Origin of the sequence: Flexivirga sp., assembly GCF_035551235.1 — a bacterium.
Taxonomy (GTDB): Bacteria; Actinomycetota; Actinomycetes; order Actinomycetales; family Dermatophilaceae; genus Flexivirga.
In genome coordinates, this window is sequence record NZ_DASZNO010000034.1 from 1 (window position 1) to 16,998 (window position 16,998).

Genomic DNA, 16,998 nt, shown 5'->3' on the forward strand with positions numbered 1-16,998 from the left:
GCACCGGAGATGCCACCGTCCACCAGGAACGTGTTGGCGGTGATGAAGCTCGCGTCGTCCGAGGCGAGGAAGAGCACCGCACTGGCCATCTCCTCCGGCTCGCCGAAGCGGCCCATCGGCACGTGCACCAGTCGGCGCGCGGCGCGTTCGGGGTCGGAGGCGAAGAGCTCCTTGAGCAGGGGAGTGTTGACCGGACCCGGGCAGAGCGCGTTGACGCGGACGCCTTCGCGGGCGAACTGCACACCGAGTTCGCGCGACATCGAGAGCACGCCGCCCTTGGACGCGGAGTAGGAGATCTGCGACGTGGCCGCGCCCATCACTGCGACGAAAGACGCTGTGTTGATGATGGATCCGGACTTCTGCTCGAGCATGTAGGGCAGCGCCGCCTTGCAGCACAGGTAGACCGAGGTGAGGTTGACCTCCTGCACCCGCCGCCAGGCCTCGAGGTCGGTGTCCAGGATCGAGTCGTCCTCCGGCGGGCTGATGCCGGCGTTGTTGAAGGCGATGTCGACGGACCCGTAGGTGTCCTTGGCGGTCTTGAAGAGCGCGTCGACCTGGTCCTTGTCCGTCACGTCGACGTGCACGTAGGTCGCGACGCCGGCTCCGCCGAGGTCCGCAACCAGTTTCGCGCCGGCGTCGTCCGCGATGTCGCCGATGACGACCTTGGCTCCCTCGGCGACGAAGCGCTGCACGGTCGCCATGCCGATGCCCGAGCAGCCGCCCGTGACGACCGCGACCTTGCCGTCAATGCGTCCTGTCATGGTGTTGTTTCCTCAATTCGTTGTGTTGTCATTTCACCGAGAGGACACCCTCCGCACTGAGAGGACACGAAATTCGAGCATTTTTGCCGCATTTCTCGTGTCCTCTCGGCGATTGGGTGTCCTCTCGGCAAGAGGGCCGTGGGTTGGCAATGTGGTGTTGGGAGACGTGGTGTCGGGTGGTCAGGGGGTGGCGGAGAAGAAGACGTTCTTGATCTCGGTGAAGCCGTCCGGTGCGTCGGGGCCGAGCTCCCGGCCGAGGCCGGATTGCTTGAAACCACCGAACGGGGTCCAATAGCGCACTGCCGAATGCGAATTCACCGAGACGTTCCCGGACTCGACGCCGCGGGCAACGCGCAGCGCGCGGCCGAGATCGTTGGTGTAGATCGACCCGGACAGCCCGTAGTCGGTGCCGTTCGCCAGGGCGACCGCCTCGTCCTCGTCCTCGAAGGTCATGACCGAGACGAGGGGCCCGAAAACCTCGTCGCACCAGGCGGGTTCATCGGTCGACGACGACTCGGCCACCATCGCCGGGAGCCAGAAGCCGCCCAGGTCGGGCACGTCACCCCGTATGACGACGTTCGCGCCGTCGACATACGACTGCACCTTGTCCCGGTGCGCGGCGGACACCAACGGACCCATCTCGGACTGTTCGTCGCTCGGGTCGAGCACCTGCACCCCGCGCACCGCCGGCTCGAGGTGCGACATGAATTCGTCATACGCAGAACGCTGTACGAGGATCCGCGAGCGCGCGCAGCAATCCTGGCCGGCATTGTCGAACACGCCGTATGGCGCAGCGGCGGCGGCCGCCGGAACATCCGCGTCGGCGAAGACGATGTTCGAGTTCTTGCCGCCGAGCTCGAGCGTCACCCGCTTGACCTGCTCCGCACAGCCGGCCATCACCTTCTTGCCGACCGCAGTCGACCCGGTGAAACAGACCTTGCGGACCAGTGGGTGCGTGACGAACCGCTCGCCGACCACACTGCCCGCGCCGGGCAGCACGGTGAGCACACCCTCAGGGATGCCGGCTTCCAGCGCCAGCTCCCCAATTCGTATGGCGGTCAACGGTGTCAGCTCCGCGGGCTTGAGCACAACCGTGTTGCCGGACGCGAGCGCCGGCGCAAAACCCCAACCCGCGATCGGCATCGGGAAGTTCCACGGCACGATGATGCCGACCACGCCGAGCGGTTCCCGGAAGGTGACGTCGATGCCGCCGGCCGCCGGGATCTGCCGGCCGAAGAGGCGCTCCGGCGTCGCGCTGTAGTAGTTGAGCACGTCGCGCACGTTGCCGGCCTCCCAACGCGCGTTGCCTATCGTGTGGCCGGCGTTGGTGACTTCCAGCTGGGCGAGCTCCTCGAGATGCTCATCGACCACGGCTGCGAAACCGCGTAACAGCCGCGCGCGCTCGCCGGGCGCCACCGAGCGCCAGGTCCTGAACGCGTCGTGCGCGCGCTCGATGGCGGCATCGGCCGCGGCGACGTCGAGCAGTTCGACCTCACCGAAAGCGTCACCGGTGACCGGGCTGATGAGCGTGTGAGTTGCCAATTGCCTTCAGAGCCTTCCAATTCAATGCAGAGCGATGAGACGAGGATGAGGAACGAAGCCTCGTCTCAGAGCCTTTCGAATCCGCGGCGGCGTTCCCAGTCGGTGACAGCAGCGCCGAACGCCGCGACCTCGACCTCCGCCATGTGCGCATAGTGGTCGACGACGTCGTCGCCGAGGGCCGTGCGGGCGGGCACCGAGGACCGGAAGGCATCGCGAGCAGCGGCGAGGTTGTTCGGCACCCGCGGCTTGTCGGTCGCGTAGGCGTTGCCCTGCACCGGAGCTTCCAGGGTCAAATTCTGCTCGATCCCGTGCAGCCCGCCGGCAATCATCGCCGCGAGCGCGAGGTAGGGGTTCACGTCGGCGCCCGGCACGCGGTTCTCCATCCGGGCGCCCGCACCGTGGCCGACCAGCCGGACCGCGCAGGTGCGGTTGTCCTGCCCCCAGCCGATGGTCGTCGGCGCGAAGGTGCCGTCGGCAAAACGCTTGTAGGAGTTGATGTTCGGGGCGTAAAGGAGCGTGAAGTCGGCCGCGGTCGCGAGCACGCCCGCGATGAACTGCTCGTAGAGCTCACTGCGACCGCCGGGCCGGTCGTCGTCGGTGAAGACCAGCGACCCGTCGTCACCGCGCAACGACAGGTGGATGTGGCAGGAGGAGCCCTCGCGCTCGTCATACTTCGCCATGAAGGTCAGCGACTCACCGCGACGAGCGGCGATTTCCTTGGCGGCGTTCTTGTAGAAGGCGTGGTTGTCGGCGGTGACCAGCGCCTCGTCATACAGGAAGCCGATCTCGTGCTGCCCGAAGTTGCACTCACCCTTCGCCGACTCGACGTTGAGGCCGGATTCGTAGAGGCTGTTGCGCAATTCGCGCAGCAGCGGCTCGATCCGTGCTGTGCCGAGCAGTGAGTAGTCGACGTTGTAGCGGTTGGCCGGCGTCAGCCCGTGGTAGTCGCGCTCGAGGGCGTCCTCGTAGGTGTTCTCGAAGACGATGAACTCCAATTCGGTGCCGGCATACGCCTTCCAGCCGTGCTCGGCGAGGCGATCGAGCTGACGACGGAGTATGCCGCGGGGCGACGCCTCGACGGGCCGGTGGTCCGGCCAGAGCAGGTCGCACTGGATCATCGTGGTGCCGGCCTGGTGCGCGACGCGGCGGGTCGTGTCCCAGTCCAGGACGAACTCCATGTCGCCGTAGCCCTTGTCCCAGCCGCTGGTGGCGTAGCCGTCGACGGTGTTCATCTCGACATCCACGGCCAGGAGGTAGTCGCAACCCTCGGTGCCGTCCTGGGCGACGTGGTCCAGGAAGTGGTGCGCGTGGAATCGCTTGCCCTGCAAGCGTCCCTGCATGTCGGTGAAGGCGGTGACGACGGTGTCGATCTCACCGGCCTCGATCAGGCGACGCAGTTGCTCCTGCGTCAGATGGCGGTCGTTGCGTTGCGGCATGATTCCTTCCTTGGACGCTTTCATCCGAGCAGGCCGCGCAACAGTGCCGCCGTGTCCGAACAGTGCTGGTGCATCACGCGATTGGCACGCTTGTCGTTGCCGGACAGGATCGCGGCGACGATCGCGCGGTGCTGGGTCGTGGAGTGATGGATGTTGCGCGGCAGGACCGGGATGGCCTGCAGCAGGGTGTGCAGGTCGTCCTGCGCATCGGTGACGGCGGTGATCAGCCGCGCCGAGCCGGACAGCCGGGCGATGGTCAGGTGCAGGATGCTGTCGGCTCGGCGATGGATCGCCTCGTCGGGTGCGCTCTCGACCGCCTCCAGCGCCGCTTCGAGCGCCCTGCGGTCGTCGGCACTGACGTCGTCGCGACCGCAGCGCACCGCTGCCAGAGCGGCGGCGCCGGGTTCGACGATCGCCCGGAAGTCGAGGGCGTCCCGCAGGTCATCCTGACGCCCGGCGAGCGCCGTTGCGCCGGAATGCTTTTCGTCGACCGGCACGGAGTCGAGCACCACGGTGCCACCACCGCGGCCGCGCCTGGTCTGCACGACACCGGCCGATCGCAGTGCGGTGATGGCCTCACGCAACGTCGCCCGCGAGACGGACAGCATGGCTGCGAGGTCACGCTCCGGCGGAAGCATGGTGCCGGGCGGGTAGATGCCCAGGCGGATCGCGATCGCGAGCTGCTCGACACACGCCTCGAACGCATGGTGGGCGCGCACCGGGCGCAGTACCGCGTGATCGAGCCGGTCGGGTTTCGATACGTTCCCCCGCTGCGCTCCGCCACTACTCAAGCCGCGATTGCTCACCTCGGGTCCGGTTGTCACGGTGCCGCCACTTCCTTCTCCATATCGACGTCGTCGTCCGGCTCGATCTTCTTGAGCATGAAGTGGTTTCGGCCTCCGGCATACCAGGTGACGGTGGCGAACACCGCGACGACGAGCACGGCGATCGGTGCGTAGTTGAAGTTGTCGACCGTGACCGGCGAGGCGGGCGGAAGGATGAAGAGGATGCAGATGAGCACCACCCACACGATCGCGACCCAACCGACCAGCGGGCTCCACCTGCCGAGGTTCCACGGCCCCGGTGTGAAGTCGGGCTGCCGGCGGCGGAGGAACACCGGCACGACGTAGGCGATGTAGAGGCCGATGACGGCGATCGAGGTGACCGCGAGGTATGCCGTGGTGCTGAACAGCGCCGGCGACGTCAGGATGATCGACAGCACGATGCAGAACCAGATCGAGTTCGTCGGTGTGCCGGTGCGCTGGTTGACCTTCGCCCACAACTTCGATCCCGGGAGTGCGTCGTCACGCGAAAAGGCATAGGTCATACGCGAATTGGCGGTGACTGACGCCATACCGCAGAAGAACTGTGCGACGCAGACGATGAAGAGCAGGAACTTCGCCATGAACGGGCTGTTCAGCGAGTCGAGGAAGACCTGGGCGGGCGGCAGTCCCGTGCTGGTGCCGAGCAGCTTGTCGAGCCCGGCGGACGAGCCGTTCTGGATCGCGGCGGTGATCGAGAAGAGCAGCAGGAAGCCACCGACCACCGACACCACGACGCTCATCACGATGCCGCGCGGGGCGGCGGTCGCGGCGCCCTTGGTCTCCTCGGCGACGTGCGCGGAGGCGTCATACCCGGTGTAGGTGTATTGCGCCATCAGCAGACCCATCAGCAGGACGTAGGGACCGAACGCCCATCCGGTGCCGTTGTGGAACTCGGTCAGCGTCCAGCCGACCGACTGGTGGTGGTCGGGCAGGATCCACAGCATCGCCACGATGAAGAGCGCGCCGGCGACGTGCCACCACGCGGACACCATCGACAGCAGGCTGACCAGGCTCACGCCGAACGTGTTGAGCAGTCCGTGCACGACGATGATGGCGACGAAGAGCAGGAACGTGCGGCCGGCCGTGACGTCGGTGCCCCAGGTGAGGTTCATGAACGCCATCCACGTTGTGGCACAACCGAAGTCGATCGCCGCGGTGACCGCGACCTCGCCCATGAAGTTGAACCAGCCGACGAACCACGCCCACCGCCGGTTGTTGCGACGGGCCAGCCGACCGGCCCAGAAGTAGAGGCCGCCCGCGGTCGGATAGACCGAGCACACCTCGGCCATCGCCATCGCCACGCAGACGACGAAGAGGCCGACGATCAGCCAGCCGAGCGTGATCGCCGCGGGCCCGCCGGAGTTGAGTGCGATCGCGTATGACGTGATGCAGCCGGCCAGGATCGAGATGATCGAGAACGACACCGCGAAGTTCGAGAAGCCCGACATGCCGCGGTGCAGCTCTTGCTTGTAACCCATCTCCGCGAGGAGGCGGGCATCGTCATCCAGGTGGTCATGCGTCGTTGCTGGGTCTTGACTCACGGCTGGCTCCCGAACTGTGCGGACGGACCGAAGGGGACGCGGGCCAGTGTGGCGCAGGTCACTGCCAGTGGTCAATGGTCGAACTTCATACCTTTTAGCAAAGTCGCGCGCTCAGAAGTCCGCCAGCATGACCTTCGTCAGCGCGACGAGCTTGCCTTTGGTCACGTGCTCGCCCGTTCCGGTGACGGTGACCTTGGACTTCTTGGTGGCAACGTGCAGCTCGCCGTTCGGGAAATAGACGGCCGCCAGGCCGAGGCCCTTGATCTTCTGCGACTTCGGGACACGCGCCGCTTCGTCGGTCACCATCGTGGCCGAGTCTTCGGCCGGCATGCCATAGACGCTGACCGACGCGCGGTGCGCCGCCCAACCGCACATCAGGGAACCGTCCGCGTCGTCCCGCCGGATCGTTGCGGGACCACCAATGGCGGCGGCCGCTGCCGCGTTTCCCTTGTTGCACTGCGGTACGCCGAGCAATGCCGGCCACGGCTTGACCGACGGCGCGGCGGGAACCGCCAGCTTCAGCAATCCGACCATCTGCTCCCGCGTCGAACCCGTTCCCCCGACGACTTGGACGACCCGGTTGCCGACCAGGAGGTAGCCCGTGACCTTGCTGGCCATGCCGTGGTGGCCGCCGACCGTGACCGCCTTGTCGGTGTCGTTGTCCGTGAGGTCGTGATGCAGTTGCGCATCCCACTCCGCCGTGGTCCAGGTGTCGGCCGAGATGCCGTAGCTTGCCTGACCGGCCCAGCGATCCGCTCCCTGCAATGCGTATTGGCAGGTATCGAAGGTGACGTAGCCGACGTCCGAGGACGTGACCTGCTTCTGCGGGACCACGACCTGGGAGTCGACGACCTTCGCGACCTTGTTGACGTCGATCTTGCTGCACAGGCTGCTCGCCCACTTCTGCGCGGTGCTGGCGGTCGTCAGCTGCGGCGTCGGCGTCGGCGAAGTAGCGGACGATGCGGGGGTCGCGTGCGAGGTGCCGCTTGTCGTTGTTGCCGTGCTTGCGGTCGTCGTCGCTGTCGACGAGGTTGATCCGCCGGCAGCGCTGCTGCCCGACGAGCCACACGCAGCGAGGCTCATGGCTGTGAAGACGGCGGCAGTCGTCGCGAGGGTGCGATTCATCGGATGGGTCCCCTTGGTCGTATGACGGACGCGGCTCCCACCGCGCGCCGGCGCCTTCGGTTTGCCTCCCCGCGGCCCGGCCCGTCGAACCTACCGAAACTGCTTCCGCCGTCGCGTTCAGTTATCCACAGGCCCCTGGACAGAGGAGAACGCCCCGGCGAGCCGAGCTCGCCGGGGCGTCATACCGAATTCGTCACTGGCTCAAGGAAATCAGAGGAATTTGTGCGATGCCTCATTGTTCTTCAACCAACTCGGCAGATTGCCCCAGCTGCCGGCCTTCACCGTGATGTAGCGGCCCTTGTAACCGGTGTTCTCGTAGATCCGGACGTTGTGCTTGGACTTGTTCCAGTAGGCGGCCGCGTTGTTCTTGATGCACTGGCCACGCCCGGCGCCCGGGCTGCGGAACTCGTAGCAACCGGGGTGGCTGCTGCCGTAGTTGGACAGGCTGGCCTTGAAGTCCGAGCCCGAGCCGTGGAAGTAGCCTCCCGAGATGCTGTTGTAGAAGTAGCAGAACTCGCCGCTCTGGCAGTAGCCGTCCCGGACGCTCGCCGACGCCGGACTCGCGGTCGCCAGGCCTGCACCTCCCAGCACAGCGACTGCTCCGAGAGCAACTGCGGACTTGCGGATAGAGACCATTTCCGTTCCCTTCACGTTGGATTCGGCGAGGATCGGACGACCCCCGAATGCCTGTCCAGCGTCGACGATCACCACCGGTCCGCGGTTCCCTCGCTCGAGGGATTGCGGTCCCTCACGCGAGTGGCACGCGGTCAGCTCTCCGGCAGATCGGCGAAGGTCTGCTTCATCTCGCGGTACCAGCCCATCGACTTCTTCGGATGCAACCAGCGACCCTTCATCTCCTTGCGCGCCGCGAAATGGGTTGTGTCACCTGCCTTTTCAGCATCCTTGAGGTGCTGGTCCTGGGCCTTGATCACGTCGTCGGCAGTCTCGCCGCGGTGCGCCAGGTCGCAGGGTCCACCGAACTGGCGGCAGGTCATCGTCTTCATGAGTTGTTCCCTTCAGGTGTCGTGTTCACCTGTATGACGATCGACGTGCCGCAGGTGTGACCGCCGCGGACGCGATATCCGGTCAGTAGTCGGTGAACCTTCGCGAGCGCGATCCGGGCCTTCTTGTTCGCACCGCTCGCGTGACAGGACGTTCGACCCTGCTACGACCCGACCTCCGGTGAGTTCTGGAGCGTCGTCGTCAAGGGCTTCGCGACGTCGATAGAGCAGTTGCACGAGGTGCTCGACGCCCTGCAGCTGCCGTTGTCTCCGTGGCAGCGAGGTGCCAAGCCATACTTCCTCCGCATCGAGCCCGGGACCGTGACCGGCCAACGTTCGAAGCTTGGCCCTCGAGACCGACCGGGCGCGTCGCCCTTCGAGGGCGGCACGTAACAGAGGGCACGCATGATCCGGTGCGCGTGGATCGCGGCCGGTCCGTCAGGTCGCGAAGGTGCGCAGCAGGTCGACGGCGCTGAATCGCCTGCCGGTGATTGTCTCCGGGTGGATGCGGACCAGATGTGGCTTGGCACCCGGCTCCCACGGAAACACCGGCAACCGCAGCAGATCCAGCACCTGGTGCAGTTCGCCGATCTCGGCCGCGACGCCGGTGATCATGACGCTCCAGGCTGTCCGGGTCCCCGGATCGATGCCGTCGGCCTCGAACGAGACGGGTTGGCCGATCGCGGAATCCAGTTTGGTGCCGGGGCCGGTCCGGAAGAGGACGTCGCCCTCATGAACGGTGTGGTTGACCGGGTAGATCTCCGGACGCCCGGCCACGATGACCCCGAGCCGGCCGATCGGGGCTTCCCGCAGAAGTGCTATGCACTGCTCGGACGACAGTTGCTCGGTTCGGGGATGTGTTGATGTCTGCATGCGTCACACTCTGCGTTCCGAGCCGCTGCGGGGGCAGGGGCTTTGGTCCCGGCACCGGCCGGGCGGCCGGGGCGGCTATGCGCGGGACGTCGAGTACCCGCCGCGTACGCTGATCCGGCGGCCGGTGATCGAGTCCGGCTCGATGCGCAGGAAGAGCGGCTTCGAACCCTCCTGCCATGGGAAGACCGGCAGCTGCAGTGCGTCGACCACCTCGTGCAACCGCTCGATCGACCGACCGGTGCCCTTGATCACGACACTCCATGCCTGGCCGTGCTGCGCGTCATACCCGTCGACCTCGAAGGCGACCTGATGCCTGGCTGCCGCGGCCTGCTTGGTGCCCGGCCCGGTTCGCACCACGATCGTTCCGTGATCGACCAGGTGATTCACCGGAAAGATGTCCGGGCGGCCGTCCACGCTGACGGCGAGTCGGCCGACCGGCACGGAGCGGACCAGCGCCCAGCATTCGGAGACCGGCAGCTCGACGGTGTGCGGTTCAGGTGCTTCGTGGGCGTCATGGCGTGTGCGGTTCATGGCACCAAGCGTCCTCGGCCGATCGGGGCTGTTCCAGGGTCAATGGTCCCGCCGTGCGGGGTCATCGGCGTGGGTCGCAGCGAAGACCGCTGCCTGGGTTCGGCGTTCCATGCCGAGCTTGGCGAGCAACGACGTGACGTAATTCTTCACCGTCTTCTCGGCCAGGTGGAGTGAGTCGGCGATCTGCTTGTTGGTCATGCCCTGAGCAATGTGGTCCAGGATGCGGCGCTCCTGCGGGGTCAGTTGTTGCAGGCGCCGATCGGTTGACGCCGACTCCTGCCAGGACTGTCGCAGTCGTTCAACTTCTTTCTCCTGCAACAGGTTTCGGCCAGCGGCCGCCTCCCGCACCGCATCCGCCAGATTGGGGCCCTTGATGTCCTTGAGCAAATAGCCCGCCGCGCCCGCGAGCACGGCCGCTTGCAGGGCGCTCGCATCGTTGTATGACGTGAACATCAGCGCCTTCATCGTCGGCAGCGCCGAACGCGCATCACGGCAGACGTCGATGCCGGAGCCATCCGGGAGCCGTACGTCGAGCACAGCGACATCGGGCCGGGTGAGGACGATTTCGCGAAGTGCCTGGGCCGCGGTTCCCGCCTCGCCGACGACGGTGAAATCGGGTTCGGCGTTCAGCACGTCCCGAATGCCTCGGCGTACCACTTCGTGGTCGTCGAGCAGGAAGATCCGGATCGTCATCAGCTGCCTCCCTGTGCTGGTCGGGCTTCTTCTCACCCTAAAACCGTGGTCCTGGCCACGGGCAGGTTTCCGAACTTCGGCCCTCAAGCCTGGGCGTCGGCCGCGCGTCCTGCAGTCCTGGCGGCACCACCTGTGCCCGGCCGAGGAGGGTGCTTTGTGCTCGACATACAGCATGGCGTTGCGTGAATCACGTTCGAACGAGCCGATTTTCGGGACTTTCGTCTCTGCTCACGAGCTACCCGGCGGGCAAGGCTGACTGTGACAGCAACACCCGCCCCGAAGGGGCGAACAGAGGAGAAACTCATGAAACTGTCCGCACAGTCGACAAGCCGCCACGCGCCGCAGGCGCGACCGGCCCGTGTCGACCTCCACGCCAGCACGACTGCAGCGTCGTCGACATCCGTCGCCCGCCGCTATCTGCTCGCCGCTCTCCGGCTCGCCCTTGGTTGGGTGTTCCTCTGGGCGTTCCTGGACAAGACGTTCGGGCTCGGACACGAAACCACCCACAAGCAGGCCTGGATCCACGGCGGCAGCCCCACCTACGGGTTCCTGCACTTCTCCGCAGCGGGACCGTTCGCCGGCTTCTACAAGGACATCGCCGGCCAGGGCTGGGCGGACTGGCTCTTCATGCTCGGCCTGCTCGGGATCGGCATCGGGCTCTGCGCGGGCATCGCCATGCGGGCGTCCGCAGCGGCCGCCGCGATCATGCTGGTCCTCATGTGGTCGGTGGTTCTCCCGCCGGCCAACAACCCCTTCATGGACGACCACCTGATCTACGCGATCGCCGTCCTCGCGCTGCCGATGCTCGGCGCCGACCGGGCCCTGGGCCTGGGTGAGTGGTGGAAGCGGACCGCGATCGTTCGCCGTTTCCCGATCCTCGCCTGACGATCTCGGTGAGCGGGCCCAGGGCCTCCGAGGCGCTGGGCCCTGTCGCCGGCTCCCGAGCCCCGAGGAAAGTAACCACTTGCTTGGCATGGAACGGCGACCTACGCTCGAAGGCAAGTGATTGCTTTCTAGGTAGGGAGACCACCATGCGAGTTCTGCTGGCAGGAGCAACGGGCGCCATCGGCCGTCCGCTGACGACAGCCCTGCAGGAGGCGGGTCACGAGGTCGTGGCCCTCACGCGGCACCTGGCGCGGGCCGCGGCCATGGGCCAGGACGTCACGCCACTGGTCGCCGACGCGCTGGACCGGGACGCGCTGCTCCGAGCCGCGGACGGTCTGCGCGTCGACGCCGTGGTGCACCAGTTGACGGCGTTGCAGAAGCCACCGGTGCGGCACAGCGGGATGACGCTGACCAACACCCTGCGGACGACCGGCACCCGCAACCTGCTGGAGCTGGCAGCCGCCACCGGCGCCACCCGATTCGTGACGCAGAGCATCGTCTTCGGCTACGGCTACACCGATCACGGTCAGCACGAGCTGACCGAGGACGCGCCGTTCGGACAGCCGGACAACGGGCGGACCGCACCCCACGTACGCGCGATGGGCATCAACGAACGACTCGTCCTGGAGCACCCCGACCTCGAAGGTATGGCGCTGCGCTACGGCCTCTTCCACGGCGGCGACGACCTGGCCGACATGTTGCGGGCGCGGAAGGTCCCGGTGCCCCGTGGCGGCGGTGACCTCGGCTGGATCCACCTCGACGACGCCGTCACCGCAACGGTCGCCGCGCTCGAAAAGGGTTCTGCCGGCTCGGCATACAACATCGTCGATGATGAGCCCGCGTCCTGGCGGACGGTGATGACCGAGCTGGCGAAGGGGTATGGCGCACCGGCCCCGCGCACCCTGCCGACGTGGCTCTTCCGGCTCGCGGCGCCCTACGCGGCAGCAGTCGCGCTGGACACCTCGCTGCACGTGTCGAACGCGAAGGCGCGGCGGGAGCTGGGCTGGGCACCGGCGCACCCGTCGGCCCGGCCGGACACCCCGGCGATCCCGTGTCGCCGATGAACGTCAGCGGCGCGGGGGTGCGGCTATGCCGGCCTCGGCCAGACCCACCAGGGCATTGACGAAGCGCTCCCGGGAGACGCCCATCGGGTGCGCGCCGAAGAGGTCTTCGAGCAGCCAGTAGTGCGCCGTGGCTCCTTGCAGCACCGTCGCGAGCGCCTCCCAGTCGGTATGGCGGTCGCCGGCCCCCGCGAGGCCGGCGAGGAATTCGGCGGTGTCCTTGCCGATGCGGGCGATTTCCTCCTCGCCGAACTTCTCCAGTAGCTCGGGGAATGCCGCCAGTCCACGGAACAGGACGCGGTTGAGGTCGCGGTCCTGCTCCATGCGTTCCAGCCCGGCCCGGGCGGCGGCTTCGAGGGCCGCCGTCGTATCCGCGGTCGTGCCGGCCGCCGGCTCGTCGAGCGGGGCGAGCGTGTCGCTGCGGGAGGAGAGCAGCTGCTCGAGCCCGGCGCTGAGCAGCTCCTCCTTGGAGCGGAAGTGCTTGTAGAGGCTGCCCGATCCGGGAGCGAGCCCGGCGGCCTCCTCGATCTGCGCGATCGAGGTCGCGGCATACCCCTGCTCGCCGAACAGGCGCATGCCTTCGGCCAGGATTCGTTCACGTCGGGTCGTCACGAGCCGACCCTAGCAAGCAGTCACTTGCGTCGCGCTCACGACGATGTATGCCGGACGCAGCCTGGCTCAGGCGTCGAAATGCTCTCTGCTCTCGACGTATTCGACCTGGCCGCCGATGGCCACCGTCCCGTCGTCACCGGGTTGGACGACGATCCGCGAGGCGACTCCCTGGTGGATCGTGACCGGTCGCTGCACCAGTGCGCCGAAGCGTATGGCGGCAGCGCCGGTCGCCTCGTCCTCCGCGATGCCCATTCGAGTGGGGAAGACCCGCACTCGGACCGCGCCGGCCGACTCGTCCTCCCAGGACCAGACGTGCAGGTGCTCGTCCGGGCCGGCGCCGGGGTGCGCATCGACGTCGGCCGGCGAGGGCAGTTGACGCATGTCGAACTCCGGCGCCCACTCCGGCCGCGCGCTGATCCAGGTGTCGTCACCGTCGACCCACGTCGGCACCTCACCCGCGGCCGGTCGGAGCACCGGCACGTCGAGACCTTCGCGTCGCAGCAGCCAGGACGTACCGACCAGCGGATGGCCGGCGAGCGGCAATTCGACTGCGGGAGTGTGGATCCGGACCTCTGCGCGGTCCGCGTCCTGCACGAACACGGTCTCGGAGAAGCCCAGCTCGGTTGCGATCCGTTGCCGCTTCTCGGCGTCCCATGCTCCCGCGTCCAGAAAGACGCCCAACGGATTTCCGCCGCGCCCGTCCTCGCCGACGAAAACCTTCAGCACGTGCAACTTCGTCATACACACTCCGAATCGCCGGACCGTCCGATGGCGCCCAACCTACTGCTCGCGACATAGGGCATCTGCCCGATGTGCGTTCAGCCGTTCACTCCTAGCGTCAGGACTGGCTCTGTATGTCGGGCCGCCCCACCGTGAGGGTCTCACCGGTCGGGTTCGTTTGTCAGGTGCGTCGATTGAGGTGGTTCGGGATGTCCCGTTCGATGAGTCTTCCCGGTGTCGCGAGTGCACGCATGACGCGGTGGCGCAGGTCCGTGGTGGCGGTGCTGGCAGCACTTTCGACGGCTGCGGTGCTGGCGCTCGGGGCGGTGGTCGCGCCGGCCGCCACGGCGACCGGGAGCGCGCCGGCTCCGGGGACGGTGTTCATCGCCGACTTCAACAACGCCCGGGTCCTGAAAGTGCCCATGGGTGGCGGCGCGCAAACCGCGGTTGGCACCAACCTGTCCAACCCGTTCGGGGTGGCGGTGGACGCGACGGGGGACGTGTACATCGCCGACAGCAGCAACAGCTGGATCGTGAAGGTTTCCGCCGACGGTGCAGCCCAGACCAGAATCGGCACCGACCTGGCCCTCCCGTCCGGGGTGGCGGTGGACGCGGCCGGAAATGTGTTCATCGCCGACACCGGCAACAACCGAGTGGTGGAAGTGCCCGCCGACGGGGGACCGCAGACCACTATCGGCAACGGCCTCTCCTTCCCCACGGGAGTGGCCGTGGACGCGGCCGGGAACGCCTACATCGCCGACTACGGCAACAACCGAGTAGTGGAACTGCCCGCCGACGGCGGACCGCAGACCACTATCGGCAACGGCCTCTCCTTCCCGACGGGAGTGGCCGTGGACGCGGCCGGGAACGTCTACATCGCCGACACAGGGAACAGCCGGGTCGTGGAGGTCGGCGCAGATCGTGGCCTCCAGACCACGATCGGCACCGGCCTGCTGGCCCCGTATGGGGTGGCGGTGGATCCGGCCGGAAATGTGTACATCGCCGACACCGCCAACAGCCGGGTGGTGAAGGTGCCCGCTGATGGTGGCGCGCAGACCACCGTCGGGACAGGTCTGTCCTTACCGACGGGCGTGGCGGTCTACTCCGGCGCGGCCGATCACGACCTGGCCATGACAACCCCGGCGAACGTGACGGTGAACGCGACCAGCCCCGCCGGCGCGAAAGCGTCGTACCCGTTGCCGACCGTCACCGACAACGCCACCCCGTTGCCGACCCCGACCTGCACACCCAACTCAGGCAACGTGTTTTCGATCGGGACGACCACGGTGACCTGCACGGTGACCGCCGCCGGCGACAGCAACAGCCCCGTCAGCACGTCGTTCACCATCACCGTGCGCGGCGCGACAGATCAGCTCAGCGACCTCCGCTCCGCAGTCATCGGCGTCGGACCCGGCACCAGCCTGATCGACAAGGTCGCCACCGCACAGACCTACCTTGCCGGTGGCGACATACCCGACAGCTGCACGACCATGACGACCTTCACCGGTCTGGTCTCCGCACAAAAGGGCAAGTCCATCAGCCGCGTCCTGGCGGCCACGCTGATCAGCGACGCGCGACAGATCCAGGCCGTCATGGGCTGCTGACCATCAGCGGCGCGTTTTCCAGTGCTCGCAGCCCGTCCCGGATGGCGGCCTGGGCGGCGACGTCGGCTTCGTTGTAGTCGAGGCACCAGGTGCGTGCTTCTGCGGCGTCGGGTCCGGTGCCGCGGGCGTGCTCGATCTTGTCCATCGACGAGAAGCCGCCGGCGTCGTCGACGCCCCACTCGAAGCCGAAGATCGGCGCAATGTCCTTGATGGAGAACGACTTTCGGGCGACGAACTTTCCGCTTGCCCACGCGAGGAGGTCGACGCTGCGATCCTCCAGCAACGACGCGAGCCGCGGAAAACACCGGGTCCGCGAGATCTCCACCGCCGACCAGTGGAAGATCATCAGCGTGTGGCCGCGCTGCTCGGCGTCGGCGATCAGCTCCTCGAGCCGGTCGGCGACCTGGTCCGCGAGCGCCGCGGCACCGGCGTCGTCCAACGGCTCGAACGACACCACGGGCTCGTAGCGCGCGGTGCCGTCGTCGGCGGCGTCCCGGATCCGTAGGCCGTACTGGTAGATCCGGCCCGCGCGATCCCACTCGATGTCGAAGTCGATCTCGACGTCGGCGGTCGGGACCGCCGGCCAGGTGTCGCCGATCGGCTCGATGTCGACACCCCGCAGCGTCAGGTCGGCTTTGGTGACGGCCGCGCGCAACGCCTTTTCGGCTGCCGCGGCGCCCTGCCGGCCGGCGGCATGGCGCACGAAACCGTCCAGCAGGTCGGCGTCGACCTCCAGTGCCGCGAGGTCGGCGAGCGTGGTCACCCCGCGTGATGCGAGGAACTGCCACTCGCGGGTCCGCAGCCGGCCGTGCCGCAGCGCGAACCCGGCATCGTCGGGGCCGACGACCTGCTCGCACTGCTCCGCCCACACACAGTCGAAACACTCGTCGGTGCCGATCGGCCGCACCAGCTCCCGCCCGTCGCGGGCGGCCTGCGCGACCTGGACGCGGAAGTCGAACTCGTGGTCGTAGCGCTCCAACGGGCTCCGCAGCTTGCGCCCGGACTCCGCCGATGCCGAGAAGGTCCGCTCGCCCGCCTCGGTCAGGTCGTACCAGGTGATCCCGCACCCGTGCGGCGTCAGCCCGTCGTAGGAGTCGGTGCCGAGGATCCCGCCATACAGCCGGTCGTCGCCGGGGTGGAAGCCCAGCTCCTGCAGCATCCGCGTGTAGTGCGCCAGTTGCATGACGTCGTCACGCCAGTGCCCGCCGCGATTGCACACGCCGGTCGCCGACTCCCAGCGCATCGGTGCGTCGATCGTGGAGAACGTCAGGTCCTTGGTCTTGGACGTGCTCAGCGTGTGATGGTGCTTGATGTCGACCGGCAGGTATGCCGCCTCGGCCCCGACCCGCACCAGCAGATCCGGAGCGCCGCGACGTGCCGCGATGTCGGGCAGCCGTCCGCCGACGATGACCGCATCGCCCCGGCGCATCGCCGTCACGGTCGCGTCGGTCGCAGCGTTCCACGATTGGTCGGCATCGATGAACGTCCCGTCGTCCAGCACATCCCGCAGGACATCGACGACCTCGTCCTGGAAGGCGCGGCCCGCGTCGAAGAGGATCTGCAGGTGTGCGGGCACGGGCAACTCCACGGCGAGCGTGCCGGGCGCGTGCTCGTTGTGCACGACCCGCGGGCATTTCTTGGCGGGGTAGCCACCCAGGAACACTTCACTCATCCCGCTGCTCCCTTCTGCCGGTGCTGCGTTCGATTGAACTCCCGATCACCGACAGCCGCGCGCGGTCCGCCATACAAATCGCCAAACAGCTGGCCAAACAAGAAATCCCGAGTCGTG

At 67.4% G+C, this 16,998-nt stretch carries 17 protein-coding genes; 3 read left to right on the forward strand and 14 right to left on the reverse strand.

Annotated elements, in window-relative coordinates:
- The 11 genes from VG502_RS11650 to VG502_RS11700 all read right to left on the reverse strand — a co-directional run.
- Positions 1 to 761 (reverse strand): 3-oxoacyl-ACP reductase (locus tag VG502_RS11650; RefSeq protein WP_325550228.1); only part of this gene is annotated, 761 nt, incomplete at its 3' end.
- Positions 762 to 941: 180 nt separating this feature from the next.
- Positions 942 to 2,303, reverse strand: a complete 1,362-nt coding sequence (locus VG502_RS11655) for an aldehyde dehydrogenase family protein (protein ID WP_473964768.1) — start codon at positions 2,301 to 2,303, stop codon at positions 942 to 944.
- Between the two features lie 65 nt (positions 2,304 to 2,368).
- Positions 2,369 to 3,739, reverse strand: coding sequence for a glutamine synthetase family protein (locus VG502_RS11660; protein ID WP_325550229.1), 1,371 nt, complete (start codon positions 3,737 to 3,739; stop codon positions 2,369 to 2,371).
- A 20-nt stretch (positions 3,740 to 3,759) separates the two neighbouring features.
- The gene (locus VG502_RS11665; RefSeq protein ID WP_325550230.1) at positions 3,760 to 4,563 is read right to left on the reverse strand and encodes a FadR/GntR family transcriptional regulator; all 804 of its coding nucleotides are present in this window, start codon (positions 4,561 to 4,563) and stop codon (positions 3,760 to 3,762) included.
- Positions 4,560 to 6,104 (reverse strand): amino acid permease, encoded by a 1,545-nt coding sequence (locus VG502_RS11670; protein ID WP_325550231.1) that lies wholly within the window; start codon positions 6,102 to 6,104, stop codon positions 4,560 to 4,562. The genes VG502_RS11665 and VG502_RS11670 overlap by 4 nt, the downstream gene beginning before the upstream one ends.
- 111 nt (positions 6,105 to 6,215) lie before the next feature.
- Positions 6,216 to 7,229, reverse strand: a complete 1,014-nt coding sequence (locus tag VG502_RS11675) for a hypothetical protein (RefSeq protein WP_325550232.1) — start codon at positions 7,227 to 7,229, stop codon at positions 6,216 to 6,218.
- A gap of 210 nt (positions 7,230 to 7,439) precedes the next feature.
- Positions 7,440 to 7,865 (reverse strand): peptidase inhibitor family I36 protein, encoded by a 426-nt coding sequence (locus tag VG502_RS11680; RefSeq protein WP_325550233.1) that lies wholly within the window; start codon positions 7,863 to 7,865, stop codon positions 7,440 to 7,442.
- A gap of 131 nt (positions 7,866 to 7,996) precedes the next feature.
- Positions 7,997 to 8,233 carry a hypothetical protein gene (locus tag VG502_RS11685; protein ID WP_325550234.1) on the reverse strand — a complete coding sequence of 79 codons (237 nt, stop codon included), beginning with the start codon at positions 8,231 to 8,233 and terminating at the stop codon, positions 7,997 to 7,999.
- A 435-nt stretch (positions 8,234 to 8,668) separates the two neighbouring features.
- On the reverse strand, positions 8,669 to 9,103 hold the full coding sequence (locus tag VG502_RS11690) for a pyridoxamine 5'-phosphate oxidase family protein (protein WP_325550235.1): 435 nt from the start codon (positions 9,101 to 9,103) through the stop codon (positions 8,669 to 8,671).
- 75 nt (positions 9,104 to 9,178) lie between these two features.
- Positions 9,179 to 9,634 (reverse strand): pyridoxamine 5'-phosphate oxidase family protein, encoded by a 456-nt coding sequence (locus VG502_RS11695; protein WP_325550236.1) that lies wholly within the window; start codon positions 9,632 to 9,634, stop codon positions 9,179 to 9,181.
- Positions 9,635 to 9,673: 39 nt separating this feature from the next.
- Entirely contained in the window at positions 9,674 to 10,327 is a 654-nt protein-coding gene (locus VG502_RS11700; protein WP_325550237.1) for a response regulator transcription factor, read from the reverse strand.
- Between the two features lie 303 nt (positions 10,328 to 10,630).
- Between VG502_RS11700 and VG502_RS11705 the strand changes: the two genes are divergently transcribed.
- Positions 10,631 to 11,212 carry a hypothetical protein gene (locus VG502_RS11705; RefSeq protein WP_325550238.1) on the forward strand — a complete coding sequence of 194 codons (582 nt, stop codon included), beginning with the start codon at positions 10,631 to 10,633 and terminating at the stop codon, positions 11,210 to 11,212.
- Between the two features lie 146 nt (positions 11,213 to 11,358).
- Positions 11,359 to 12,276 carry an NAD-dependent epimerase/dehydratase family protein gene (locus VG502_RS11710; RefSeq protein ID WP_325550239.1) on the forward strand — a complete coding sequence of 306 codons (918 nt, stop codon included), beginning with the start codon at positions 11,359 to 11,361 and terminating at the stop codon, positions 12,274 to 12,276.
- Between the two features lie 3 nt (positions 12,277 to 12,279).
- Here the strand turns inward: VG502_RS11710 and VG502_RS11715 are convergent, their stop codons facing one another.
- Positions 12,280 to 12,885 carry a TetR/AcrR family transcriptional regulator gene (locus VG502_RS11715; RefSeq protein ID WP_325550240.1) on the reverse strand — a complete coding sequence of 202 codons (606 nt, stop codon included), beginning with the start codon at positions 12,883 to 12,885 and terminating at the stop codon, positions 12,280 to 12,282.
- A 66-nt stretch (positions 12,886 to 12,951) separates the two neighbouring features.
- Positions 12,952 to 13,626, reverse strand: coding sequence for a PhzF family phenazine biosynthesis protein (locus tag VG502_RS11720; protein ID WP_325550241.1), 675 nt, complete (start codon positions 13,624 to 13,626; stop codon positions 12,952 to 12,954).
- A gap of 188 nt (positions 13,627 to 13,814) precedes the next feature.
- Here VG502_RS11720 and VG502_RS11725 point away from each other — a divergent pair, with 188 nt between their 5' ends.
- On the forward strand, positions 13,815 to 15,209 hold the full coding sequence (locus VG502_RS11725) for an NHL repeat-containing protein (protein WP_325550242.1): 1,395 nt from the start codon (positions 13,815 to 13,817) through the stop codon (positions 15,207 to 15,209).
- On the opposite strand, the gene VG502_RS11730 is transcribed toward VG502_RS11725, so the two are convergent.
- Positions 15,196 to 16,881 carry a ribonuclease H-like domain-containing protein gene (locus VG502_RS11730; protein ID WP_325550243.1) on the reverse strand — a complete coding sequence of 562 codons (1,686 nt, stop codon included), beginning with the start codon at positions 16,879 to 16,881 and terminating at the stop codon, positions 15,196 to 15,198. The two genes, VG502_RS11725 and VG502_RS11730, sit on opposite strands and share 14 nt — an antisense overlap.
- Positions 16,882 to 16,998 lie beyond the last annotated feature (117 nt).

Excerpts from the sequence above, each read along its gene's own strand:
- VG502_RS11660 (WP_325550229.1), bottom strand. The coding sequence starts at position 3,739 with ATGCCGCAACGCAACGACCGCCATCTGACGCAGGAGCAACTGCGTCGC.
- VG502_RS11675 (WP_325550232.1), bottom strand. The coding sequence starts at position 7,229 with ATGAATCGCACCCTCGCGACGACTGCCGCCGTCTTCACAGCCATGAGC.
- VG502_RS11680 (WP_325550233.1), bottom strand. The coding sequence starts at position 7,865 with ATGGTCTCTATCCGCAAGTCCGCAGTTGCTCTCGGAGCAGTCGCTGTG.
- VG502_RS11685 (WP_325550234.1), bottom strand. The coding sequence starts at position 8,233 with ATGAAGACGATGACCTGCCGCCAGTTCGGTGGACCCTGCGACCTGGCG.
- VG502_RS11690 (WP_325550235.1), bottom strand. The coding sequence starts at position 9,103 with ATGCAGACATCAACACATCCCCGAACCGAGCAACTGTCGTCCGAGCAG.
- VG502_RS11695 (WP_325550236.1), bottom strand. The coding sequence starts at position 9,634 with ATGAACCGCACACGCCATGACGCCCACGAAGCACCTGAACCGCACACC.
- VG502_RS11700 (WP_325550237.1), bottom strand. The coding sequence starts at position 10,327 with ATGACGATCCGGATCTTCCTGCTCGACGACCACGAAGTGGTACGCCGA.
- VG502_RS11705 (WP_325550238.1), top strand. The coding sequence starts at position 10,631 with ATGAAACTGTCCGCACAGTCGACAAGCCGCCACGCGCCGCAGGCGCGA.
- VG502_RS11710 (WP_325550239.1), top strand. The coding sequence starts at position 11,359 with ATGCGAGTTCTGCTGGCAGGAGCAACGGGCGCCATCGGCCGTCCGCTG.
- VG502_RS11720 (WP_325550241.1), bottom strand. The coding sequence starts at position 13,626 with ATGACGAAGTTGCACGTGCTGAAGGTTTTCGTCGGCGAGGACGGGCGC.
- VG502_RS11725 (WP_325550242.1), top strand. The coding sequence starts at position 13,815 with ATGTCCCGTTCGATGAGTCTTCCCGGTGTCGCGAGTGCACGCATGACG.
- VG502_RS11730 (WP_325550243.1), bottom strand. The coding sequence starts at position 16,881 with ATGAGTGAAGTGTTCCTGGGTGGCTACCCCGCCAAGAAATGCCCGCGG.